21 protein-coding genes are annotated in these 23,957 nt (G+C 52.5%); 11 read left to right on the forward strand and 10 right to left on the reverse strand.

Features of this window, described 5'->3' with window-relative positions; all coding sequences use genetic code 11:
* Window positions 1-26: 26 nt before the first annotated feature.
* On the reverse strand, window positions 27-830 hold the full coding sequence (gene bcsQ / locus D6C13_RS11085) for a cellulose biosynthesis protein BcsQ (RefSeq protein WP_120132802.1): 804 nt from the start codon (window positions 828-830) through the stop codon (window positions 27-29).
* On the reverse strand, window positions 821-1,630 hold the full coding sequence (locus tag D6C13_RS11090) for a cellulose biosynthesis protein BcsO (RefSeq protein WP_120132803.1): 810 nt from the start codon (window positions 1,628-1,630) through the stop codon (window positions 821-823). The genes bcsQ and D6C13_RS11090 overlap by 10 nt, the downstream gene beginning before the upstream one ends.
* Before the next feature lie 558 nt (window positions 1,631-2,188).
* Between D6C13_RS11090 and hmsP the strand changes: the two genes are divergently transcribed.
* The 3 genes from hmsP (at window position 2,189) to D6C13_RS11105 (ending at window position 7,531) form a co-directional block, all read left to right on the forward strand.
* Window positions 2,189-4,171 (forward strand): biofilm formation regulator HmsP, encoded by a 1,983-nt coding sequence (gene hmsP / locus D6C13_RS11095; protein WP_120132804.1) that lies wholly within the window; start codon window positions 2,189-2,191, stop codon window positions 4,169-4,171.
* 235 nt (window positions 4,172-4,406) lie between these two features.
* Window positions 4,407-5,699: a dicarboxylate/amino acid:cation symporter gene (locus D6C13_RS11100; protein ID WP_112291844.1), complete on the forward strand. Its 1,293-nt coding sequence runs from the start codon at window positions 4,407-4,409 to the stop codon at window positions 5,697-5,699.
* 314 nt (window positions 5,700-6,013) lie between these two features.
* A complete protein-coding gene (locus tag D6C13_RS11105; RefSeq protein ID WP_120132805.1) occupies window positions 6,014-7,531 on the forward strand; it encodes a M16 family metallopeptidase in 1,518 nt (505 codons plus the stop codon).
* Window positions 7,532-7,754: 223 nt separating this feature from the next.
* Here the strand turns inward: D6C13_RS11105 and kdgK are convergent, their stop codons facing one another.
* Entirely contained in the window at window positions 7,755-8,693 is a 939-nt protein-coding gene (kdgK, locus tag D6C13_RS11110; protein ID WP_120132806.1) for a 2-dehydro-3-deoxygluconokinase, read from the reverse strand.
* Window positions 8,694-8,896: 203 nt separating this feature from the next.
* Window positions 8,897-9,100, reverse strand: coding sequence for a 2-hydroxymuconate tautomerase family protein (locus D6C13_RS11115; protein WP_120132807.1), 204 nt, complete (start codon window positions 9,098-9,100; stop codon window positions 8,897-8,899).
* Between the two features lie 324 nt (window positions 9,101-9,424).
* Here D6C13_RS11115 and pdeH point away from each other — a divergent pair, with 324 nt between their 5' ends.
* Together pdeH and D6C13_RS11125 are read left to right on the forward strand one after the other, a co-directional pair.
* Window positions 9,425-10,201, forward strand: a complete 777-nt coding sequence (gene pdeH, locus D6C13_RS11120; protein WP_120132808.1) for a cyclic-guanylate-specific phosphodiesterase — start codon at window positions 9,425-9,427, stop codon at window positions 10,199-10,201.
* 211 nt (window positions 10,202-10,412) lie between these two features.
* Window positions 10,413-12,467 (forward strand): AsmA family protein, encoded by a 2,055-nt coding sequence (locus D6C13_RS11125; protein WP_120132809.1) that lies wholly within the window; start codon window positions 10,413-10,415, stop codon window positions 12,465-12,467.
* Between the two features lie 132 nt (window positions 12,468-12,599).
* Here D6C13_RS11125 and D6C13_RS11130 read toward each other — a convergent pair whose 3' ends face one another.
* The 4 genes from D6C13_RS11130 to D6C13_RS11145 all read right to left on the reverse strand — a co-directional run bounded on the left by D6C13_RS11130 (window position 12,600) and on the right by D6C13_RS11145 (window position 17,152).
* Window positions 12,600-13,376: a CDP-diacylglycerol diphosphatase gene (locus D6C13_RS11130; RefSeq protein ID WP_120132810.1), complete on the reverse strand. Its 777-nt coding sequence runs from the start codon at window positions 13,374-13,376 to the stop codon at window positions 12,600-12,602.
* Window positions 13,377-13,434: 58 nt separating this feature from the next.
* On the reverse strand, window positions 13,435-14,757 hold the full coding sequence (locus D6C13_RS11135) for an MFS transporter (RefSeq protein WP_120132811.1): 1,323 nt from the start codon (window positions 14,755-14,757) through the stop codon (window positions 13,435-13,437).
* Window positions 14,758-15,043: 286 nt separating this feature from the next.
* Entirely contained in the window at window positions 15,044-16,168 is a 1,125-nt protein-coding gene (gene yhjD / locus D6C13_RS11140; RefSeq protein ID WP_120132812.1) for an inner membrane protein YhjD, read from the reverse strand.
* Window positions 16,169-16,252: 84 nt separating this feature from the next.
* Entirely contained in the window at window positions 16,253-17,152 is a 900-nt protein-coding gene (locus tag D6C13_RS11145) for a LysR family transcriptional regulator (protein WP_208642886.1), read from the reverse strand.
* Between the two features lie 126 nt (window positions 17,153-17,278).
* On the opposite strand from D6C13_RS11145, the gene D6C13_RS11150 reads away from it, so the two are divergent.
* Window positions 17,279-18,037: an SDR family NAD(P)-dependent oxidoreductase gene (locus D6C13_RS11150; protein WP_120132814.1), complete on the forward strand. Its 759-nt coding sequence runs from the start codon at window positions 17,279-17,281 to the stop codon at window positions 18,035-18,037.
* Between the two features lie 3 nt (window positions 18,038-18,040).
* On the opposite strand, the gene D6C13_RS11155 is transcribed toward D6C13_RS11150, so the two are convergent.
* Window positions 18,041-18,787 (reverse strand): flagellar brake protein, encoded by a 747-nt coding sequence (locus tag D6C13_RS11155; RefSeq protein WP_120132815.1) that lies wholly within the window; start codon window positions 18,785-18,787, stop codon window positions 18,041-18,043.
* A gap of 397 nt (window positions 18,788-19,184) precedes the next feature.
* On the opposite strand from D6C13_RS11155, the gene D6C13_RS11160 reads away from it, so the two are divergent.
* From D6C13_RS11160 to mqo, 5 genes are all read left to right on the forward strand, one after another.
* Window positions 19,185-19,763 (forward strand): cytochrome b, encoded by a 579-nt coding sequence (locus D6C13_RS11160; RefSeq protein WP_120132816.1) that lies wholly within the window; start codon window positions 19,185-19,187, stop codon window positions 19,761-19,763.
* Between the two features lie 30 nt (window positions 19,764-19,793).
* The gene (locus tag D6C13_RS11165; protein WP_120132817.1) at window positions 19,794-20,336 is read left to right on the forward strand and encodes a tetratricopeptide repeat protein; all 543 of its coding nucleotides are present in this window, start codon (window positions 19,794-19,796) and stop codon (window positions 20,334-20,336) included.
* Between the two features lie 80 nt (window positions 20,337-20,416).
* A complete protein-coding gene (locus tag D6C13_RS11170; protein WP_244212677.1) occupies window positions 20,417-20,872 on the forward strand; it encodes an RNA polymerase sigma factor in 456 nt (151 codons plus the stop codon).
* Window positions 20,869-21,657, forward strand: a complete 789-nt coding sequence (locus tag D6C13_RS11175) for an anti-sigma factor family protein (protein WP_120132819.1) — start codon at window positions 20,869-20,871, stop codon at window positions 21,655-21,657. The genes D6C13_RS11170 and D6C13_RS11175 overlap by 4 nt, the downstream gene beginning before the upstream one ends.
* A gap of 288 nt (window positions 21,658-21,945) precedes the next feature.
* The gene (gene mqo, locus D6C13_RS11180) at window positions 21,946-23,586 is read left to right on the forward strand and encodes a malate dehydrogenase (quinone) (RefSeq protein WP_120132820.1); all 1,641 of its coding nucleotides are present in this window, start codon (window positions 21,946-21,948) and stop codon (window positions 23,584-23,586) included.
* Between the two features lie 117 nt (window positions 23,587-23,703).
* Here mqo and D6C13_RS25470 read toward each other — a convergent pair whose 3' ends face one another.
* On the reverse strand, window positions 23,704-23,910 hold the full coding sequence (locus tag D6C13_RS25470; protein WP_147408180.1) for a hypothetical protein: 207 nt from the start codon (window positions 23,908-23,910) through the stop codon (window positions 23,704-23,706).
* Window positions 23,911-23,957: the final 47 nt, after the last annotated feature.

A 23,957-nucleotide genomic window follows, 5' to 3' on the forward strand; every position in this document is an offset into this window, starting at 1 on the left:
TTTGGGGTCGCTGTTAACAGTGATAGTTAATAACTGCCAGATTTAGGCGCGGCGTGTAATTCACCATCACCAACTTTAATCCCTAAAATGGCGGCGACTTTTTTGCTGATCAGTTCAATATCAAATGCCGAAGCAGATACCGGACTGAAATCAATAATAGAGCGCTGCGAGGCATTGGCCTCTGGCACGCATTCATCCCTGTGGATTGTGCCTAATAACCTTTCGTTTAATCGCTGTTCAAAAAATTGTGTGACGTCGCGGCTTAAAGTCCGGCGGGTGTCACTTTGGTTAACAACGTAATATTCACCCTTCTTATTATTAAGAGGAGTGCCTATTAATTTGTTCTTTTCCATTAACGGCAATAAAGATAATGACGCGGTATCTGCCAGCATGACCACCACATGTAAATCGGCAATCGCCTGAACTGCTTTTAATGCCGGGCTCGGGCCCGGAGGAAAATCGGCGATAATAATTAAACCCGGATAATTTAAGACGGTATTTAATCCACGTTGTAAAAAATGCGGATCGGTCGCCAGCTGGTGTTCGAATTCCAGACGCTGGTCTTCGGTGACTTCGCCGTAAGGTAATACAAAGGTATTGGAACCCGCCTTGAGAATAAACTGGCTCCAGTCGGATTCATTACCTGAACCCGCTACAAAGCCGCGGGTATCGGAAATAGGCACACCGAAATGAAGGCGAAGGGCGTTCTGCACATCAAAATCGATGACCAGCACTTTGCTTCCGCTGCGGGCAAGCGAATAGGCCAGATTGGAGGCCACCGTGGTTTTTCCTACTCCACCTTTCGGTGAACAAACGCAAACTAACGGCATGAGGCAATCATCTCTAACAATGGTTGAAGCGGTGTGTCGCGATGTAAATAAGCGCTGGCAGGCTGCGGAGCCCGCTGTTTAAACATCTGTTTAAAGCGCTGGTTAACATCAGCAGACGACGGGGACGCAGGCATCACGGGCGCCGGACTGTGCACGGGCGCAGGGGGGTAAGCGGGCGCTGAATTTTGTACCGGCGGCTGGTGATACACCGTCGCGGCCGGTTGTTGTACTGGCTGAGATGCCTGAACCGGCGCGGGCTGAGCCGGAGCAGGCGCCGGAGATTTTGGCGCTTCAGGCATGGCTTTACGCAGCGAATCGAGTAAACCCGAACCGCTGTCAGGAATGACAGCCTGTGCATGCAGCGTCGGAGCCGTATGAACCGGCTGATGCTGTGCGGGCTGAACCGGTGCTGGCGCAGGTTTTGCTGCGGCAGGCGGCAGCGTTTCACGCAGGGCATCCAGCAAGCCAAAACCGGCAGCCGGAGGAGGCACTTCCGATGACAGCGGCGCGCTTTGCGCGTGCGTTACGGGCCGTTGTGCTGCCTGGTATTCAGGCACAGGCTGTGCAACAGATAGAGAAAACTCATCCGCAGAAATGGCTTGGGGAGTGGGTTGCGTCGAACGGCCGTTATCGAGGGGACCCGCAGGCTCTTCGCTGGCTGAGACTTGTTTAATCAGTGTCCATTGATTCATTGAACCGGTAATGGATTCACCGGTCGATTTTTCATTAAGCTCTTTATAATCAAGATTTTCCAACTTCGTCTTATCCATAAAACGTTTAATGTCGTCATATTTATTCATAAATCCTGCCCGGTAGGATTATATATTTCGGTGTTTTCTGGACGTCAAAACGACCCTGAATGGCCGCTAACAAAGAGTGTGAAAAAGTTTAATTTTTTTAAAGTTTTATGTGGGAATAAGACTTGTCTTAATATATCAGTTCTTTTACAGCATAGAGCGTTTTTTACAAAAAATAGGATTTTCCCGTATAAAAAGGTCACCTCTATAAATGATTGTCACAAAAGGCTTTTAGCATTTATTTGCTGCGTGTTTGTGTTAAAGCAGTTGAAATGTTCGTCTTTGATGTGATCAATAGCACACAAACTTCATCAGTTGCGCTGAAGTTAGTAGGTTCTTTTTTGAGTGATTTTCGATTACGTCCCGTAATGTATGTTTTTCGTAAGTGAATAGGCTCAACGATTAATTAGTGTAGAGGGCTTCTTTCAAACGTGTTGTTTTTTATAGTCAAAATATTGAGTTTGACGTGGTCTTTACCGGTTATCAGGTATACTGCGCATAAGTACCGTTCCTGATAAAGTGTGCGGGGAAAATCGTGTCTGCGGTGAATGGAGAATTAAGTTGCGGGTCAGGCGTTCATTAACGATCAAACAGATGGCGGCGGTATCAGGCATCGCTGTATTCACTATCTGTATCTTTATCGTCATCCAGCTGTTTCACTTTGTACAACAGCGGAGGGACGATTACGCCCAGCAACTTGAAAATATTGCACATTCTGTCCGTGAGCCGCTGTCGCAAGCCGTGCTGGATGTCGATCTGGAAGAAACTCAGGACATCCTGAATACGCTGCAACCGGTGGGCATTCTCAGTCGTGCCGATGTTGTGATGCCCAACCAAATCGCGGCGCTGCATACGCATTTCCCGCCTGGCCGCCCGGTACCGCAATGGGTTACCCGCGGGTTTAATTTACCGGTGACCATTTCAGTTCCTCTTTATTCTGCTGCCGCCAGCCCCAAAGCGCCTAAGCCTCTGGCCTTTTTAGTTCTTCAGGCCGATTCCTACCGCATGTATCAGTTTATCGTCAGCGCCCTGTCGACCATGCTGACAACTTATCTGCTGCTGGCGTTGATCCTGACGATTTCCCTGAGCTGGGTGATCAATCGTCTGATCGTTAAACCGCTGCGCACGATTGCCAGTGAACTGGAATCCCTGCCGGAAAGCGACATCCCTTATCACCAGCTGACACTGCCTGAACGTCATGAAGATGACGAAATCGGTATGCTGGTACGCAGCTACAACCGCAATCAGCAACAGCGTGAAAAGTTACCGCAAAATAGTGAAGGCGCGCTGCCGCGTTCCGAAACCGGTCTGAATAATGAAGAACAGTTCATACAGCATCTGCAACAACGGCTCAGTTCAGCGGAGTCGGAAAAAGGTTTCCACCTGCTGCTGATCGGCATCGAAAGCCTGCGCGATGACGGCCATGTCGATTGCCCGCTGATCTCTTCTGTTATGGAGGTGCTGCCAGAACACTGTCTGATGGCACGTCTGAGTTACAACGAATTTGCCCTGCTCGCGGGGGACATTGCGCGTCCCTTTATGGCGATGCGGCTGGCACGACAAATTATGGAACGCATTAACGCGCCGCAGGAAAGTCACGCGGGGAATATGTCGCTGCATCCGACGGGCAGTATCGGCATTGTTCAGCACACGGATGAATTCCCGGTGAGTGCGCAACAGATGATGTCTAACGCGCGTGCCGCCAGACTTTCCGCTTGTCAGCAGGGTAAAAATCAGATCCTGTTCTTTGAGCCGGAGCTGACAGAAAAGATTCAGAAACGCTTATTGCAGGAAAACGAAATTCTGCACGCCATGGAGCAAAGCGATTTCACGCTGTTTATCCAGCCGCAAATGAATATGAGATCCGGTGCTGTGGTCGGCGCAGAGGCTTTGCTGCGCCGTAAAATGGCCGACGGCAGCTACGGGCTGGAAAGTGATTTCATCGTGCTGGCCGAAGAAATTGGCGTGATGAGCCTGCTGGGTTACAAAATTCTTGAGCTCGGATGCCAGATACTCGCGGACTGGCAGCAGCGCGGTATCACGTTGCCCCTGTCGGTTAATCTTTCCGGTGTTCAGGTGCAGCAGCGTAATTTCCTGCCGGAGCTGCGCAGCCTGCTGAGCCGTTACAAAATCAATCCGGGACAGCTGGTTCTGGAAATTACCGAAACAGCGCGAATTGAAGATTTGGATCGCGCACTCGTGTTGCTGAGTGAATTACGCGCAGCGGGCGTATCGATTGAGCTGGATGATTTTGGCCTGGGTTATTCTGGTCTGGAATATCTCAACCGCCTGCGTTCTCTGCCGATTGATGTCATCAAAATCGACCGCAGCTTTGTCAGCGTTCTGCCTGAAGATGAAGTGATGGTGAACATTGTGGCCTCCATCGGGCGTGCAATGAATATCCAGCTGGTCGCCGAAGGCGTCGAAACCGAGGAGCAGCGTTTGTGGCTGCTGAATGCAAATATTCACCTCGGGCAGGGGTATCTATTCTCTCCGCCGCTTTCTAAAAAAGAATTCGAACGCAAATTCTGTCAGCGTTCCTGACTGCCCTGAATGGCAGGAAATTCCCTCCTGCCGGCTTTTTTCTGCCCCTCTTTAATTTCTTTACTTACTTAAATCCGCGCTGAATGGTTTCCGCTCTGGTTTTTAATGAGTCGTCATTGCGCAGAGAAACGAAATATTTCCATCATGTTGTGTTGATGTTACTTCAATGCACTCGCCTCATTATCTTTACTCTTAAAAAACCAAGGGCGATGCACTCACTTCAGGATGGGTATTCATGAAAAAATCACTCTTCAAGAGTCTGTATTTTCAGGTTCTTTTAGCAATTACTGTGGGCGTGCTGCTGGGGCATTTCTATCCGGATATCGGCGCGCAAATGAAACCGTTAGGTGATGGTTTTGTTAAGTTAATCAAAATGATCATCGCGCCGGTCATCTTCTGTACCGTCGTCACCGGTATCGCAGGCATGGAAAGCATGAAAGCGGTGGGGCGCACAGGGGCCATCGCGCTGCTCTATTTTGAAATCGTCAGTACTCTGGCGCTGATTATCGGACTGGTGATCGTTAACATCGTGCAGCCGGGCGCCGGGATGAATGTCGATCCCGCCGCGCTGGATGCCAAAGCTGTCGCGGTTTATGCCGAGCAGGCACAAAGCCAGGGCATCATTCCTTTCCTGCTCGATGTGATCCCATCGAGTGTGATTGGTGCGTTCGCCAGCGGTAATATTTTGCAGGTGCTGCTGTTTGCTGTGCTGTTTGGCTTTGCGCTGCACCGCATGGGCCACAAAGGCCAGCTGATTTTCAATGTGATTGAAAGCTTCTCCGGGGTCATTTTCGGCATCATCAATATGATTATGCGTCTGGCGCCTTTGGGGGCCTTCGGGGCGATGGCGTTCACTATCGGTAAATATGGCGTCGGTTCCCTGGTACAGCTCGGCCAGCTGATCCTGTGCTTCTACCTGACCTGTATTCTGTTCGTGGTGGTGGTGCTCGGGCTTATCGCGCGCTTCACCGGTTTCAGCATCTTCAAATTTGTGAATTACATAAAAGAAGAACTGTTGATCGTGCTCGGAACGTCGTCTTCTGAATCCGCACTGCCGCGTATGCTGGATAAAATGGAGCGTCTGGGGTGTAAAAAATCGGTGGTCGGTCTGGTTATCCCGACGGGTTATTCCTTCAATCTGGATGGCACCTCGATTTATCTGACCATGGCGGCGGTGTTTATCGCTCAGGCCACCAATACTCACATGGATATCTGGCATCAGATCACCCTGATTGTGGTGCTGTTGTTGTCTTCAAAAGGCGCAGCGGGCGTGACCGGCAGTGGCTTCATCGTGCTGGCGGCCACACTGTCAGCCGTTGGGCACTTGCCGGTTGCGGGTCTGGCGCTGATTCTGGGCATCGACCGGTTTATGTCTGAAGCGCGCGCGCTGACCAATTTAGTGGGTAACGGCGTTGCCACTATCGTGGTAGCAAAATGGTGCGATCAGCTCGATGAAGGGCAGTTAAAAGCGACATTAAACGGCCAGAAAGGTCTGACAGAGGCCGAGAAGTCCGCTTCAGGTTTCTGAAAAAGGCCTGAGAATGGCTGGAAATATTGTTAAACGTTTCTAAAACGCATCTTTTTAGTCTCAAACCCCCCTATAATCCACCGGTTACTTGATGTAACCGGTGGATTATCTTCATAATATGTTCCAGAACGCCGCATCCGGCGATCATTCCCAGAATATTTTTGATGACTGCGCGACTTTGCAGGAAAAGCGCGGTCTAACGAAGGGCTGTATTTTTCGTCCTTAAACTTACGCATTCAGTTCCTGTGGGCGAGTCAACTGACACCGGCAGGACAGCAAATTTAAAATTAGATTGTCATTACGTAGGGGTTCACATGCAGGGCACCAAAATCCGTTTACTCATTGGTGGATTGTTGCTGGCAGCAGCCGCAAGTCATGTGCAAGCTGAAGCATTACAGCCTGATCCTGCCTGGCAGCAGGGCAAGCTGAACAATGGATTTACCTGGCAGTTGCTGACCACCCCGCAACGCCCGAGCGATCGTATCGAATTACGCCTGGTGGTCCGCACCGGCTCGCTGGCAGAATCTGCCCAGCAATCGGGCTATGCCCATTTTCTTCCGCGTCTGGCACTGATGCACAGCGAAGGATTCAGCACGTCTCAGTTACAGTCTTTATGGCAGCAAAGTATTAATCCGCAGCGCCCGCTGCCACCGGCTGTCAGTTCTTACGACTTCACCATGTACAACCTGAGCCTGCCCAATAACCGTCCAGATCTTCTCAAGGATGCGCTGAACTGGCTGGCGAACACTGCCGGTAAAATCTCTGTCACACCGGCGCTGGTGAGTGCCGCGCGTCAGGAATCTCAGGATCCGGTGGGCTCGTTACCGCAAAATACGCAGGATGCCTGGTGGCGTGCGCGTATGGCGGGTTCGACGCTGGTCGGCCACAGTCCCGATCAGTTACCGACAAAACCCGTCAATATCGAAGCGTTAACGAAGTTCTATCATCAGTGGTATACCCCTGATGCGATGACGCTGTTTGTGGTCGGCAATGTCGATGGCCGTGGTCTGAGCGAACAAATCAACCGGACTTTCTCCGTTCTTAAGGGCAGCCGTCAGACGCCACAAACTTTGCCGACGCTGTCTGAAGTCACCACCAAGTCGATGACTGTGATGGATGAAAACCTGACTCAGGATCGTCTCTCATTAATGTGGGACAACGCCTGGCAGCCGATTCAGGATTCACAGGCGCTTTCCGCTTACTGGCGCAGTGATTTAGCCCGTGAGGCGCTGTTCTGGCATTTGCAGGAAGCTCTGAAAAGCGCTTTCGAATCGAAGAAAGATGCCACCACACCGGGCCCGGCGCTGGGCTTTGACTGCAACGTGCAGTATCAGCGCGCCCAGTGTGCTATCCGCATCGAAGCCCCGCAGGAGAAACTTGCGGAGCTGTTTAAGCGACTTTCCGAAGAGTTGCTGGTGGTACGTGATAAAGGCATTTCACAGGCTGAGTTTGATGCGCTGATTGCGCAGAAAAACGATCAACTGAGCAAGCTCTTCGCGACCTATGCGCGTACCGATACGGATGTGCTGATGAGCCAGCGTTTACGCTCTCAGCAGAACGGCGTCGTGGATATCGCACCTGAGCAATACCAGCAGTTGCGTCAGCAGTTCCTTTCCACGCTGACGTTGCCGGTACTGAATCAGGAGCTGAAACAGCAGCTTTCCCGTGAACCCGCCATGCTGATTGCACAACCGAAAGGCGAGCCTGAACTGAATGCCGGTGAACTGCGGGCTGTGTATGACAAAGTGATGGCCCCGGCGGAGGCAGCTCCGTCTGCGGATGCCCCGGTCACGGATGCGCCAGCGGCATCGGCGGCGACGAGTGCGCAATAAGGTTTATGGCAGGCAGTTAAGTAAAAGTTCGGTCTGCTCCCTCCCATGCAAAGGGGAGGGTTGGGGTGGGGTATTAAAGTCAAATCAGGCAGTTAAATTGTGCTTTGACAGTTGTTTAGGTTTGTAAAACCCCCTCCCAACCTCCCCCTTCGCAGGGGGAGGAGTAAAACCAAAGCGAATACAACCCGGTCTGCTCCCTCACTTTCTCAGGGAGGAGCAACGATTATACGTGCTTGGGCATAAACTCCATCGGGATGATCGCCCCGCGATGCTGGATAACGGTGCTTGCCGTTTCATGTCCGCGAACCGCTGCTTCCACTGCGCTGCCGCCGGTGAGCCTCACGGCTAAATATCCGGCGCTGAAGGAATCGCCTGCTGCGGTCGTATCAATCACTTTCTCTTTCGGCAATTTCACCGCTGGCACATCATGCTGCTCGCCTTCGGCGCTGGACACGATGCAGCTGTCGGCTCCGCGTTTCACCACCACTTCGCTGACGCCCAGCGCATGAGTGCGCGCAATCACTTCGTCATACGGTTTCTGGCCCCACAACATGTCTTCGTCGTCGAGCGTCAGGAAGGCGATATCCGTGCAGGAAAGCATCGCGTTGTAGGCGGACTGCGTCTGTTCTTTGCTGGCCCACAGACGCGGACGGTAGTTGTTGTCAAAAATGACTTTGCCACCGCGTGAACGGCAGGCTTTTAGCAGGGTCATCAGGCGGTCGCGACTTTCATCGTTAAGGATCGCCAGACTAATACCGCTCAGGTACAGATAGTCGAACTCTGCCAGCTTCTGGCAAATCTCTTCGGATTGCGGGCTGTCGAGCCAGTAACGTGCGGCAGCATCATTGCGCCAGTAGTAAAAAGTGCGCTCGCCGGTGGCGTCGGTTTCAATCACATAAAGACCGGGCAGTTTGTTTTCCAGACGCTGAGTCAGATTCGTGTTCACGCCTTCTTCCTGCCACGCCTGCAACATCTCATTACTGAAGCTGTCGGTACCGAGCGCGGTAACGTAATGCACGTTCAGCGCATCAGAGGAAACCTGACGGGAGATATAAACAGACGTATTGAGTGTGTCGCCACCAAAACCGCGGTGCAGGGCATCGCCTTTCTGAGATAGTTCGATCATGCATTCGCCGATAACGGCAATGTTTTTGCGGGTCATTGTACCTGGCCTATGTCTGAAGCATTAAAACGAAAGGAAAGAAAAGACTGTCATTATTGCGCTCTAGTCTCTTCATAAGAATGCGGTCAGTCAAACAAATTAAAACGAGGTTTTATTTTTTGTGCGGAAGATAGAAAAAAGAAGAAAAAGCGAAACAAAAACGAAGGGGAAAGTGGAAGCAGCAGCACTTCCACCTGAGGATGTTACTGACTTTCCTGACGCAGTTCAGTCACCGGACGGCCCCCCAGACCCCAGTTATCAGTATCGACCTCATCAATAATGACGAAAGTGCTGGCCGGGTTCTTGCCCAGCGTATCCACCAGCAGCTGGGTCACACCGGCAATCAGGGCTTTCTTCTGTTCTGCCGTCGCGCCCTCACGGGTGATTTTGATATTTACGTAAGGCATTTTTCTCTCCGGATTGTGAATAAGACGTTAGTTAAATGTTTCATCCTTCCCAATGTAGAGCCTGCCCAAAGGAACTTCCAGCCCGGTTTTCGGGTTATTTATGCGCAAATCTTGCAGAGAAATGCGGAGTGATTAAAGTTTCTGCGCGCTACGCCGATAGATAACTCTACTAATGAAAGCCAGGAAACCGGGCTACTTTGCCGCTATGAAACGCCGTGCTTCCCTGAAGTCCGGTTTGTTGACATGGGACCCATTGTAGTCACGCAACACATGTTGCCGCATGTCACCTGATGATCTGATTCTTATTCATGACGGCAGAAAAATATGATAACTAAGATGATGTTAGGGCTGATTACGCCTTCTTTTACCGCGATTGAACGCGTAAAAGCACAGTCTTACTGGCGTCAGTGTCAGAGAGTGTACCGTTTTCAGCCTATTTATCGCACGACAGGAAAACTGTTGGGGATTGAATTGCTGACCGGGGTTTTCCACCCTGCGAATCCGCACAAATTTATTTCGCCTGAAGAATATTTCGTTGCGATAGCCGTGGGTAAGCGTCTGCAAATTGTGCAGGAGCAACTCGACTTGTTACAGCGCTGGCAAAGTCTGTTTATCGACCATGAGTTACTGGCTTCTATTAACGTCGATGGTCAGGTGCTGGAAATGTTGCAGTCTGACACAGCGCTGCGTGCGCAAATCAGCGCGATGCCTTATGTGCGTTTTGAACTGGTCGAAAGTGCTGAACACGCACTGAGCATTCCGTTGTCGCAAATTGAGCAATCTGATCGTTTATGGCTCGACGATTTTGGGCAGGGGATCGCTAACTTTTCTTCTTTCACCACCTGGCATTACGAATACATCAAAATCGCCCGCGATTTGTTTATTCTTTTGGGACAGAGCGAAGAGGGCTCGCGCCTGTTTTACACGCTGGTGACGCTGATGAACCGCTACAGCAAAGGCGTGATCATCGAAGGGGTTGAAACTGCTACGGAATGGGCGATGGTGTGTAATTCCGATGCGCTCGCCGCCCAGGGGTATTATCTGGCGCGTCCGGCGACGTTCGACAATCTCGATAACCTGCCAATACATTTCAAAGGATAATGGATCACACCTTATCCGCTGAGGTGAAGTCTCAAATTGCCCGGTGCGCAGAAGTGGTGTGATCCCTCGTTATTTTATTGATTTATATAATTTTATAGTCAACATTCCTGCTTTTTTTACCTCCTTTACCCATGCCGTTTCCGGCAAGCTGCGACGAATTCAACTATGGTTAAACTCTGGGATTCGTTAACTGTCTGAAAGGAACAGCTTTATGACGCGCACAGGTAAAGTGATCTCCTGGATTGTGGGCATCATTGTCATTCTGTTGATCGCTATCGTGATTTTTATCGCGACCTTCGACTGGAACCGCCTCAAACCAACCATCAATCAAAAGGTCAGCACTGAACTGAACCGAACTTTCGCCATTCGCGGCAATTTAGGCGTGGACTGGTCGCGTCAGAAAGACGAGGCGGGCTGGCGTGCGTGGGTCCCCTGGCCGCACATTCATGCCGAGAATATTGTGCTCGGCAACCCTTCAGACGTTCAAACCGGCGAAAAAGACGCGCAGATAGTGAAACTTGCCCGCGTGGACGCCAGTATTGCTCCACTCGCGTTGCTGCATAAAGAAGTGCTGATCCCACGTATCTGGCTGAAACAGCCGGATGCGTCGCTGCTGCGCCTGGATAACGGCAAAAACAACTGGACGTTCAATCTCGCCAACAGCGACACCAAAGATCCGGCGCAGCCACCCTCTGCCTGGTCATTTACCCTCAATGACATCGTGTTTGACCGCGGACAAATCGATTATAAAGACGCGAAGCTGAAAGCCGATTTCCGCGCCGTGATTGATCCGCTGGGCAAACCGCTGCCGTTTACCGAAGTGGTTGGCGATAAAAAAGACGCGCCGAAAACCAAAACTCCTCCGTACGTTTTTGGCTGGAAAGTCGACGGAAAATATAACGGCGAATCGCTCTCTGGCAGCGGTAAAATCGGCGGCATGCTGGCGCTCAAAGACCCTGATGCGCTGTTCCCGTTACAGGCCGACGTACGCTCCGGTAATACGCGGGTGGCGGTAGCCGGTACCTTGCAGGATGCAATGAACCTCGGCGGTCTGGATTTACGCCTGAAATTCTCCGGTCAGACGCTGTCTGATTTATACGGTCTGACCGGCGTACTGTTGCCGCAAACTCCGCCATATTCTACTGATGGCCATTTATCGGCGACGTTGCACGGTAAAGACGGCGCAATATACCGTTATCAGAACTTTAACGGCGAAATTGGCGACAGCGATATTCACGGTTCACTGACCTATCAGGCCAGCAAACCACGGCCTAAACTGACCGGTGATGTGGTATCCAAACAGCTGCGTTTTGCCGATCTCGCGCCGCTGATTGGTGCGGATTCCAACAAAGATAAAGCCAAGCGTGGGGAAACTACCCGTCAGCCTTCCGATAAAGTGCTGCCGGTGGAGAAATTCGATACCAAGAGCTGGCGCGTAATGGATGCCGATGTGAAATTCAGCGCCAAACGCATCGAACACGGTAAATCTCTGCCGCTGAGCGATTTGAGTACGCACCTGAAACTGACCGACGGGGAAATCCTGCTCGATCCCCTGCGTTTCGGTGTGGCGGGCGGTAACCTGAATTCCACTATCCGTCTGGAAGGGGATAAATCGCCGATGCAGGCACGTGCCGACATCCACGCACGCCATCTGAAACTGAAACAGTTGTTGCCCAGTGTCCAGTCGATGGAACGCAGTCTGGGTGATCTGAACGGCGATGCCACGCTGACCGGTACCGGTAATTCTGTCGCAGCACTTCTTGGCACCAGCAACGGTGACATGAAAATCCTCATCAACGACGGCGTGATCAGCCGCGGGCTGATGGAGCTGGCAGGGCTGAATGTCGGTAACTACGTGGTCAGCAAACTGTTTGGCGATGACGAAGTAGCGATCAACTGTGCGGCCGCCAACGTCAACGTGAAGAACGGGCTGGTGACGCCAAGGCTGTTTGTGTTCGATACCGAAAATGCGGTCATTAACATCACCGGTAACACCAATATGGCGACCGAGCGGCTTGATTTGTCGATCAACCCGGAAAGTAAGGGCGTGCGTATCCTGACCTTGCGTTCACCGCTGTATGTTCGCGGCACCTATAAAAATCCGGATGCCGGTGTGAAACCGGGGCCGCTGATCGCCCGTGGTGCCGCCGCCGTTGCGCTCGGCGCTGTAGTGGCTCCGGCCGCTGCCTTACTCGCCCTGATTTCCCCAAGCGACAATGAAGAAAATCAGTGCGGCCCGATATTGCAGCAGATGAAAGAGAAGTAACAGGAGTTAAGTTGCCATATTGGCAACCTGGCGATGCGATATTATGCTGTTGCCAGGTTGTCAACTTTTGGAAGAATGCATCTGATTACAATGAGATCATTAGCCGAAGCCGCTTTGCGATTTCCGCGCTATTTATTGGATAGACGTCGGCACCGGATCCAGAACCGCACACTTGTGGTCCTGGATTTCCTCGGTTGAGGCGTTATTGAGTTTCAGTAAATCACGCTCGCTGGCGAGCAGCAGGAAGTCGCCGCCAGGCAAACTGACCATCGCCATGCCGAAATGCCCCATCTTCTTATCTGCTTCAGGCACGCCTTCGGCCAGAATACGGAAAGCACCTTTCTCATTCAGCTCAGATTGTGTCACTTTGCGCGCCAGATAAGTGTGCCCGAGCAGCTTATCCGGCAGTGCCTGCCAGTTGTATCCCATCTGGGCACCGTCTTTACTCAGCGTGGTTTTCACCTGCGGGAGAAGGCAGGAAATATGGATATGCAGCTGATTTTGCGAGCGGCCGTATTGCGAATTAATCGCCAGCGAGACATTGCTGTCATCAATCGGCTTACCGTATTTATCCGCCATAAAATGCCGCGCATTCCATGCCTGACTGAAAAAGTTAGGGGTGGCGGGTTCCAGCAGGGCCGGGCTTTCCATGCCGGTGATCCGCGCGGTCGGCATCAGCAGATATTGCAGCGGACCGTTCAGGTCTTTCAGCACCACAAAACCTTGCTGTTCATCGACCTGCGCGCAGGGATCGGGTTTGCCCGTGCTTTGCTGATTTGGCACGCATTTCTTGCTGATGATGTTCCACAGGGCGTTGGGATTTGAAGTGTGTGGCCAGAAATACCAGAAGGCCGCAGCAATAACGATAAGCAGGATCAGGACGGGCAGGATAAGTCGTCGTAAGCGCATAAGAAACCTTCGCTGAAGGCACCGTGCCGGGCGCGTACCGGGCACGGTGTCGGGTCAGTTACAGTGACTGATGGGCGGTTTCTTTGGACAACAGCAGCGCGATCAGTGTCAGCGTTGCCATCGAGGCCAGATACACGCCCACGTAGAACAACCCGTAATGAGTTGCCAGCCAGGTGGCGATATACGGCGCGACGGACGCACCCAGTATCGAAGACACATTATAGGAGAAGGATGCGCCGGTATAGCGGACTTCTGTCGGGAAAAGTTCCGGCAACAGCGCGCCCATCGGACCGAAAGTCAGCCCCATCACCATAAATCCGCACAGCAGGAATACCATCACCAGCGCCTGAGAACCGGCACCCAGAATAGTCGGGAAGCACAGCGCGAAGACAATCATCAGCAGCGTAATGCAAATCATAGTTTTGCGACGGCCAAACTTATCTGCCAGCTGACCGGCAACCGGCACCATCACGCCGAAACCGATCACGCCTAACATCAGCATCAGCAGGAATTCGTTACGCGGAATGCCCAGACCGACCGGCTGTGCGGCTGTGCCGTAGCCCAGGGAATAGACGGTCATGATATAGAACAACGTGTAAGTCGCGACCATGATGAAAGTACCCAGCAGCGTCGCTTTTTTGTATTTGGTGAACAGCGTGCCGATTGGCACTTTCACCTGTTTGCCGGCTTGAGCGATTTTGGCGAACACAGGCGTTTCGTGCAGGGAAACACGCACGTACAGACCGACAATCACCAGCACCGCAGAAAGCAGGAACGGCACACGCCAGCCCCAGGCAATAAACTGTTCGTCGGTCAGCAGCCACGACAGCAGCAGGAACATGCCGTTGGCGAAGAAGAAGCCAATCGGCGCGCCGAGCTGCGGGAAAGATCCGTACAGGGCACGTTTTTTCGCCGGTGCGTTCTCGGTGGCGAGTAATGCCGCGCCGCCCCATTCACCGCCCAGCCCCAGACCCTGACCAAAACGCGCTAATGCCAGCAGCAACGGCGCGAAGACGCCAATGGTGGCGTAGGTCGGCAGCAGGCCGATGACTACGGTAGATACGCCCATCGTCAGCAAAGAGGCTACGAGGGTGACTTTACGCCCGACGCGGTCACCGAAGTGACCGAACAGTGCGGAACCGATCGGACGTGCAATAAAAGCGATGGCGAAAGTGGCGAGAGACTGCAGCGTGGCGGCAGTCGGATCACCCTGCGGGAAGAAAATGTGCGGGAAAACAATTACCGCGGCCGTGGCGTAAATATAAAAGTCGAAGAATTCGATGGCCGTACCGATTAGCGATGCCACGATGACTTTGCCGCGGGAGTTCTGACTCACCAGGTTGGCGTCAGCTTCTAATTCTGGAGTGATAGTGGCTTGCATAAGTGTTTCTTATTTGTAATGAGTGGGAGGGATCTAATGTAAATAAATGTATATCGAAAAGGCATCTTATGCAGAGCAGGGCGGTATTTCAACGCAGCGAAAGCCCTGAAAAACGACGGGTAAAGCCGGAACGGGGGAAAGTTTTAACGGGGCGGGATTTCACCAATCATAAGTTTGTCGAATAGATAAAAAGCAGAGTAACTGACTGCAAAACCGCGAAATAAAAGTGCGGCCTCAGTCAGTTATTCTGGTTTTAGCAATGGTGTAATACCTTAAATGGCATAATTCACTGCTTATCCGGCTTGTTATCAGAACTAACGGCGGTTATATGCATTTCATCTGGCACGATGAGGTTGTCAGGTGTGTATTCGCTGTCGTTTTCCGTGGCGGTTTTCTCATTTTTGCCTGCCTTGTGACGCGGATCCGGCATCTTCGGGTCATCTTTGTATTTCGCGGTGGCAATCCACGCGGCGACAAACAACGTCAGACGGGCGAAGAAATAGAAGAACGCCATCAGCCCGATCACCGAACCAAACGCCGCGCCGGAAGGCGAAGTCGCCAGTTTCGGCAGCGTCATGGTCATCACGAATTTGATCACCTCAAAGCCAATCGCCGCCAGCAATGTGCCACGCAGCAGCGCTTTTTTGCGTGGTTTGTGGCGCGGCAGCATCCAGAAAATCCACAGGAACAGCAGATAATTGGCGGCAATAGAAATCACCAGCGTGATGCTGGTCATCACCGGACGCAGCCAGTCGATGCCGCCAAGACCCAGGGCATCGACAATGGTTTTTTGCGCGGCACCGGCAATGGAGGTCAGCGACAGCGTGATAATCAGCGCCAGCACCAGCCCGGTCAGGGAGATAAAATCACGGATGTAACGGCGGTAAATCTTCTCCTGATCTTGCGGATTCCGTTCCCACACATCGCGCGATTGTGCGCGGATCGCCTCACGCAAATTCCCCATCCAGCTGATACCGGAATAGAGCGCAATCAGCAAACCGGATATTCCCACCGCAGTACGCTGCTGAATGGCGGTATTTACGGTATTTTTGAGTGTATTCGCCAGATTCGGGTCGCTGATGCTGTTCACTATTTTATTAATCAGCTCCGCCAGCAGGTCGGGATTTGAGGCCAGCACAAAACCCACAGCGGCGAAGGACACCATCAGGATCGGGATCAGTGACAGGAAGGAAAAGTAGGTGATTGCCGCGCCAAACTGGCTGCCCAGGCGGTCGTTAAAGCGTTCCGTCGTCCGCAGCAGGTGTGCGACCCAGCCCCAGGACTGAACGTATTCCACCAGCCGTGAAAATCTGCCGATGTTTTTATCCACCATTAAATTGCCGGTTTTGATATTAATCAGCGGCTCGGATTTTTCCTGAGTATTCGTTTCTTGTTTAGAAGTGATGGGCATTGATCCATGTTGTCCTTAAAATTTCATCCAGCCTCAAGTATAGACCCCTGAGCGGTGAGGGATATGCCAGAGGCGTCCTAAAGGTCAGGCAATGAACGTTTGGGTAAGATCCGTCAGCCAGTCCATAAACACTTTTACGCGGCGGGAAAGATTCAGCCGGTGCGGATACACCAGCGTCACCGGCATCGGCGGTGCGCGAAACTGCGGCAGAATACTCACCAGCTGACCGCTCGCCAGCGAATCACGCACACCCAGCAGTGGCGCCTGAATGATCCCCAGTCCGGCCAGACAGGCCGACACATAGGTTTCGGTGCTGTTGACTGTCACCGCGCCACCGCTTTTAACGGTTTTCACCTGTTTGCCGTCGAGATATTCAAAGGCCGACGTGTGGCTGCCGAGGGTTTGTTCGTAATGCACCATCGCGTGCTGGGCCAGCTGGTCAGGGTGATCCGGCGTACCATAGCGGCGCAGGTAGCCGGGGCTGGCGCAGTTCACCACGCTGAGTTGTCCGAGCGGGCGGGCGATGAGCCCGGAATCTTTCAGCACCCCGGAGCGGATCACGCAGTCGAAGCCTTCGCGCACCACATCCACCCGGTGATCGGTACAACTCAGCTCTATTTCCAGCGCCGGATAACGGTTAAGGAATTCAGCCAGACGCGGTAAAACCAGATGCGTCGCCATACCGGTGGACATATCGACCCGCAACCGTCCGCTGACGCTGGCAGGATTAGACTGAAACATCGACTCCAGTTCTTCCATGTTTGCCAGCAGCTCTTTGCAGCGCTGATAAAACAGCTGCCCGTCCTGCGTCAGCTGCACACGGCGCGTGGAACGGTGCAGCAGGCGTGCTGACATGCGCGTTTCCAGCTGCTGCACCAGTCGGGACACACTGCCTTTGGGTAGACCGAGACTTTCAGCCGCACGGGTAAAATTACTCAGCTCTGCCACACGTACGAAAACCTGCATTGATTGAATTTTATCCACATTTCGCCTGATTGTTGTTGGAGATGAGACAGTGAAACTCATTATGAACCATTTATCGCGCTGTCGTAATCCAATAGGCTATGTTTCAACCAGTGTCGTCGTGACATAAAGCCAAAGAGGTCTGAAATGAATCGTAAAATCGCTATTGTGACCGGCGGAAGCCGTGGATTAGGCAAGAATGCCATTGAAAAGCTGGCAAAAAATAACGTTGATATCATTTTGACATACCACAGCCAGGCGCAAGCAGCGCAGGCGGTGGTGCAATCTGTCGAAGCGCTGGGCGGTAAAGCCGTTGCATTGCAGCTGAACGCCGGGGAGTCTGGCAGCTTTGATACTTTCGTGGCGCAGGTGAAAACCCAGCTGCAACAGGTCTGGCAGCGCGATACTTTTGATTTTCTGGTCAACAATGCCGGTATTGGTCTTCACGAATCTTTTGCCACTACTACCGAAGATCAGTTTGATCTGATGATGAATGTCCACCTGAAAGGGCCGTTCTTCCTGACTCAAAAACTGCTGCCGCTGATCAGTGATGGCGGCCGCATTCTGAACGTCTCCAGCGGACTGGCACGTTTCGCCCTGCCGGGCTCTTCGGCTTACGCCATCATGAAAGGCGCAGTTGAAGTGCTGACCCGCTATCAGGCAAAAGAGCTGGGTGCGCGCGGCATCACCGTTAACGTACTGGCACCGGGAGCGATTGAAACCGATTTTAGCGGCGGTATGGTGCGTGATAACCCGGAAGTGAACAAAATTGTCTCCGGGAACACGGCTCTGGGACGTGCCGGTCTGCCGGACGATATTGGCGGGATGGTGGCGATGATGCTCAGTGATGAAGCAGGCTGGATGACCGCCCAGCGTGTGGAAGCGTCAGGCGGTATGTTCATCTAAAACTTAATCGTGCTGGAAACGCTTCGCTTTCATATGCTGCTGTTTTTCCAGCTCGAAAATCGCCCGTTGCAGGTCGCGTTCCTGCGCGGGCGATAAATGCGGAAACCTAAAACTCAGCCGCTGCGTGCTGACAGTTTCGCCTTTATTGCTCACCGATTTTCGCGCCATCGCGCCGATATACTGCAAATCGACTTTGAATTTCCCAAGTTCAGCCAGTTCAATCAGGGAATCTTTCAGCACCGCGCCTGAATTGATTTCCGGCGGCGTCATGCCGTCAATCTCCAGCCCCAGCCCGCCAAGGGAAATATCCCTGACCCGATAAGCAAAGTCAGTGGTATCAGGCAGTTTTCCACTGCAACGGTAATCCGGCAGCCACGGCACATTCACGCGGAAATACTCACGACGCTGAATGGAATACAAAACCGGCGGGATATCGCAGGTAAACGTCGGCAGCCCTTCGTAAGTCACCTGACGCACTTTACTGCATGAGAACTCGACTTTTGCACCGGTAGGCTCCGCCACAAAACTCAGTGATTCTGCTTCCATCGCCAGACCGTTTTCGTAATCTGAGCTGCCCAGATCGAATAAGAACTGATGATCGTCGGAATTCACATCCAGAATTTTGCTGATAAATTGCCCGCGGGAATGGCTGACCATGACCAGCGTCTGGTTCTTCTTTAAGTCACGCAGAACGGACAAGATTGCCAGCGTGTTCCGCTTAGCAAACGACTCTTTAGATACTTCGCTCACCTGCCACACCTCATAAGAAATAAATGCAAATTGATGGCGCAGCCGTTGACGTGTAAGGCGCCCAATACGGTTTATCGGCCACTCAGAACAAAACTTTATTGTGTAATAACGGGTATTTTGATGCTCCCAAAGGGAAATTCAGGGCGGCGGGCACGTCATGTGCGCTTCCCTGTCTTTATATATAGGCTATCTTTCACACTCCTGAAGGCTATTTTCCTGCCTGTCCAACCCAGACTTTCATGGATTCCTGTACGGTGTTGTATTAATCCAGACAGAACGACGAGTGTTTGAATTAACCCTTCCCGCTTTGCCGACAAAATATTTTTCACTTTCCACCGAATAAAAACCGGGGTTCGGGTGTTTACCTTATATCGAACACTTAGGGACACTGTTTTTTATGCAAACCTCATCTCCAGTTCTTCGCAGCCGTTATGACGGGCTGACTATTTTGCTGCACTGGCTGACGGCGCTGGCCGTGATTTTCCTGTTTGCCAGCGCGCATATCTGGGAAATTCTCGAACGCGGCACGCCGCTGCGCAAAGGGCTGCAATCGGTGCATATCTCGGTCGGCATTTTGCTGGCGGCGATTATCATCGGTCGTCTTTTGTGGCGGTTGTTTACCGTCAGCACCGGTCGCAGCAAACAGCAACCGGTCGCCATGCCGACGCTGATGAAAGCCGCCGCACATCTGACCCACCTGGCGCTCTATTTATTGCTGGTTGCGCAAATCATTCTGGGCTTTCTGTTCCGCTGGTCGCAGGCGGAGCCGTTCTATTTCTTCGGCTTATTCCCTATTCCCGACGTATTTAATTTCGACAGCATCATGACCAAAACTTTCGGCTCGCTGCATAACAACGTTGCCTGGGCGCTGATAATTGTGGCTGGCGTGCATGCGCTTGCGGCGCTTTTCCACCATTACGTTCTCCGCGACGGCATTTTGCGCCGCATGTTACCGGGCAGCGAAGGCCGCCCGTAAGTCATCAGTCAATCCCTACAGGACATCATCATGAAGACAAAAACGGTAATAAAGGCGCTGTCAGTTGTGTGTCTGGCTGGCAATCTGCTGTGGTTCAGCGCCGCAGCTAACGCCATGGGCGACGATTCGGATGCGAAGAAAACGCCGGACTGCCCGAAAGGACAAATCTATGACAGCAAAACCAAAAGCTGCATGGTGGATAAGGGCAGCATGATTTCCGATCAGGATAAAACCCAGTACGCCTACCACCTGGCGAAAACCGGCCGATATCAGGAAGCGCTGACCGTGCTGGATACGCTCAAAGATCAGAACACCAAAGAGGCCTGGAATTACCGGGGTTACGCCACGCGTAAACTCGGGCGTACCGATGAAGGCATCGGCTATTATCAGAAGTCGATTGCGATTGACGCCAATTACGCCAAAGTCCGGGAATATCTCGGCGAGGCTTATATGATTAAAGGGCGTCCTGATCTCGCCAAAGCCCAGCTGTCGACCATCAAAGGCTTATGCGGCACCGGCTGCGAAGAGTACCGCGACCTGAGCGCCGCTATCGACGGTCATCCGGAATCCTGAATACGGAGAAACGATAAATCTTACCCGCAGACTTACGTTCTGAACTGAGCCAGTACCTGTCACGTTTGTGGCGCTACGCGATGGTGTTATCGCGAAAGCACGATGTGGCAGACGATCTGGTGCAATCCACCTGCGTGCGGGCGCTGGAACGCTGCGCGCAGGTGGCCGACAGCACCGGCGTGGATCGCTGGCTCTTTTCAATTCTGCACTCGATATGGGTTAACGAACTCAGGGCGCAGCACGTCCGTCAGGGCCAGGGATTTGTCGATGTCGGGGAAATGGAGTCACCTGCCGATACGCTGTCTTTCGAAGAACGTCACTGGCATACGCAGGTGATGCAGCGGGTGAACCGCTTGCCGGAGGCCCAGCGCAACGCGGTGTTTCTGGTTTACGTCGAAGGTTTTACCTATCAGGAGGCGGCAATGACGCTTTGTGTGCCTGCGGGCACCATCATGAGCCGTCTGGCGGCCGCACGGCTGACGCTGGCAAAAGACGCCGGTGCCGCCACACAACCGCAGCAGGGAGAGAATAAATGACCCGTGAAATCCCGTCTGCGCCTTATTCCGATGAAACGCTGGTCGCTTATCTCGACAATCAGTTAAGCGAACCGCAGCGCGCAAAACTTGAAGCGCAACTGGCGCAGGATGACGTGCTGGCGCAGCGTCTGGCACAGATGTCGCGCAGCAATTTACCGTTCCACGACGCTTTTGGCGCGATGTTGCAGGATGCGCCGGTGGCGAAATTACAGGCTGCGCTGGATGCCATTCCTGACGTTCCGGCTGCCGGTTCGCGCCGTTTCAGTCGTCGCGCACTGCTCGCTGCATCGGTCAGTTTTCTGGCTGTCGGGCTGCTGGCCGGGCGCTATTCCACGCTTTTTGCAGCCGACGATGGCTGGCGTGCCCGCGTGGCGGATTACATGTCGCTGTATACCGCGCAGACGCTGGCGGACGTTTACGACTCTGCCGGACAGCAGCAAATCCAGCTTTCACGGGTGCGGAATGCCTTAGGAATTGCGTTAAACCCGGCGGGGCTGGCGGTACAGGGGGCGAGCCTGAAAGATGCACGGATGCTGCATTATGACGATTACGATATCGCGCAAATCACCTATCTCGACCGGAAATATGGCCCGATGGCGTTATGTATTACGCGCAGCGAACATCGCGGGACGACCGCGCAGGAAAGTGAAATCCGCCGGGGGATGAACGTGGTTTACTGGCGTCACGCCGGTTACAACTTCATGCTGATCGGCCACAGTCCTGCCAGCGAAATGGCCGCGCACGCCATGGCGTTGCAGGCTAACATCCGGCAGGTAGTTTCGTAACGGAACTAACTTATGTAATTATTTAAAGTATTAAACAATTTTTAATCGACGTAACCACAATGTTAAATTGTTTACGAAATCTCGATAATATGAGTATTCGTTAACATTTATGTGGTTGATTTGTCGTTCTGCGCCGCTGTTTCGTTGCTCCCCATTATTGTCCTTTCATACTCTGTGGAAATAATCGCTTATTTCCCGCTCACCGGGTTGTTGATTTCGTTTATCCAGGGAATTTTGGATAGCTTTCACCTGCAAAACTAAAACTAAACATTCAGAGAAACAGACGTCATGAGAAAGATACTTGCCATGATCTTCTGCCTTAACGTGGTGGCCTTCAGCCAGTCCGTACGGGCAGAAGATGAAAAGCCCGTTGATGTGTTACTGATCGGCGGCGGCATTATGAGCGCGACGCTGGGGACATACCTTCAGGAATTAGAACCAGACTGGTCAATCGACATGGTTGAGCGCCTCGACGGCGTGGCGCTGGAAAGCTCCAACGGCTGGAATAACGCCGGTACCGGCCACTCTGCGCTGGCAGAAATGAACTACACGCCGGAAAAAGCCGACGGCAGCATCGATATTTCCAAAGCGGTCGAAATCAACGAATCCTTCCAGATTTCCCGTCAGTTCTGGACTTATCAGGTTGAGAACGGTGTGCTGCACAATCCGCGCTCCTTCATCAACAGCACGCCGCACATGAGTTTTGTGTGGGGCGATGACAACATCAATTTCCTGCGTAAACGTTTTGCGGCGCTTGGGCAAAGCACGCTGTTCCGCGGCATGGAATATTCAGAAGACCCGGCGCAAATCAAACAGTGGATCCCGCTGGTGATGGAAGGGCGTGATCCGGCGCAGAAAGTTGCCGCGACCCGTATTCCGATCGGTACCGACGTGAACTTCGGCGAAATCACCCGCCAGCTGGTGGCCTCCCTGCAAAAGAAACCTAATTTTGCCCTGAGTCTCGGCCATGAGGTCCGCGACATTAAACGTAATCCTGATAACACCTGGAACGTGACCGTCGCTGACCTGCAGAACGGCAGCAAAGAAAGCGTCATCAAAGCGAAATTCGTGTTTATCGGCGCAGGCGGCGCTTCACTGACGTTGCTGCAAAAATCCGGTATCCCGGAAGCGGATAACTACGGCGGCTTCCCGGTCGGCGGCGAATTCCTGGTGACTGAGGATCCGGACGTGGTGAAACGCCATCTGGCAAAAGTGTACGGTAAAGCGTCTGTCGGCTCACCGCCGATGTCTGTCCCGCACCTCGACACCCGTATTCTGGATGGTAAACAGGTTCTGCTGTTCGGGCCATTCGCCACTTTCTCCAGCAAGTTCCTGAAAAACGGTTCCCTGTGGGATCTGTTCGGCAGCGTGAATTTTTCCAACATCATGCCGATGACTCACGTGGGTATCGACAACTTTGATCTGGTGAAATATCTGGTCAGCCAGGTGATGTTGTCTGACGACGACCGTTTCGATGCGTTACGTGAATACTTCCCGGATGCGAAGAAAGAAGACTGGCGTCTGTGGGAAGCGGGTCAGCGCGTGCAAATCATCAAAAAAGATGAGAAAGAAGGCGGCGTTCTGCGCCTCGGCACCGAAGTGGTGAGCTCGAAAGATGGCAGCATTACTGCGCTGCTGGGTGCCTCACCGGGTGCTTCCACCGCGGCACCGATCATGCTGCACCTGATGGAAAAAGTGTTTAAAGACAAAGTCGCGACCCCGGAATGGCAGGCCAAACTGAAAGAAATCATCCCTTCTTACGGCACTGAACTGAACGGCAACGTGGCCGCGACAGAAAAAGAACTCGGTGACACCAGCCGCGTTCTGATGCTCGATAATCCGCAGCCAAAAGCGGCGGAACCGGCTCCGGCAGCCGAGGCTTCTGCACCGAAGAAAGAGCAAAAAGTGGTGGCTGACGTCGCGCTTTAAGCTGTAACGTCGTTTCATCCTCAGAGGCGCGGGCAACCGCGCCTTTTTAACATCCCACTTTCGCTTTAAAATGCGATTTAGCACGAATAGCTCGTTGTTTGTACGTCCCAAAGCCCTTCAAAACTCCCTTTCATGACTCCTTAAATCCAGCAGTGGCACGGTCTGAGCTGCTATCAGACATCCCGTTTGCCTGTTTTTTTGAAAGGTTAAATCCTTTTTTAAATTATGTAGTGATAATGTTATATTCGTAGCCAGTAGTTTAAAAAATGAAGTTTCAGTAACGATCCCACGTGTTTTTTTGCTAATTTCTTGTTCGACAAACATAACAATATTCTTAAACGAATCGCCAAAAACAGAACTGAACATTTAGA

The sequence above is a fragment of the Rahnella woolbedingensis genome, from assembly GCF_003602095.1.
Lineage (GTDB): Bacteria > Pseudomonadota > Gammaproteobacteria > Enterobacterales > Enterobacteriaceae > Rahnella > Rahnella woolbedingensis.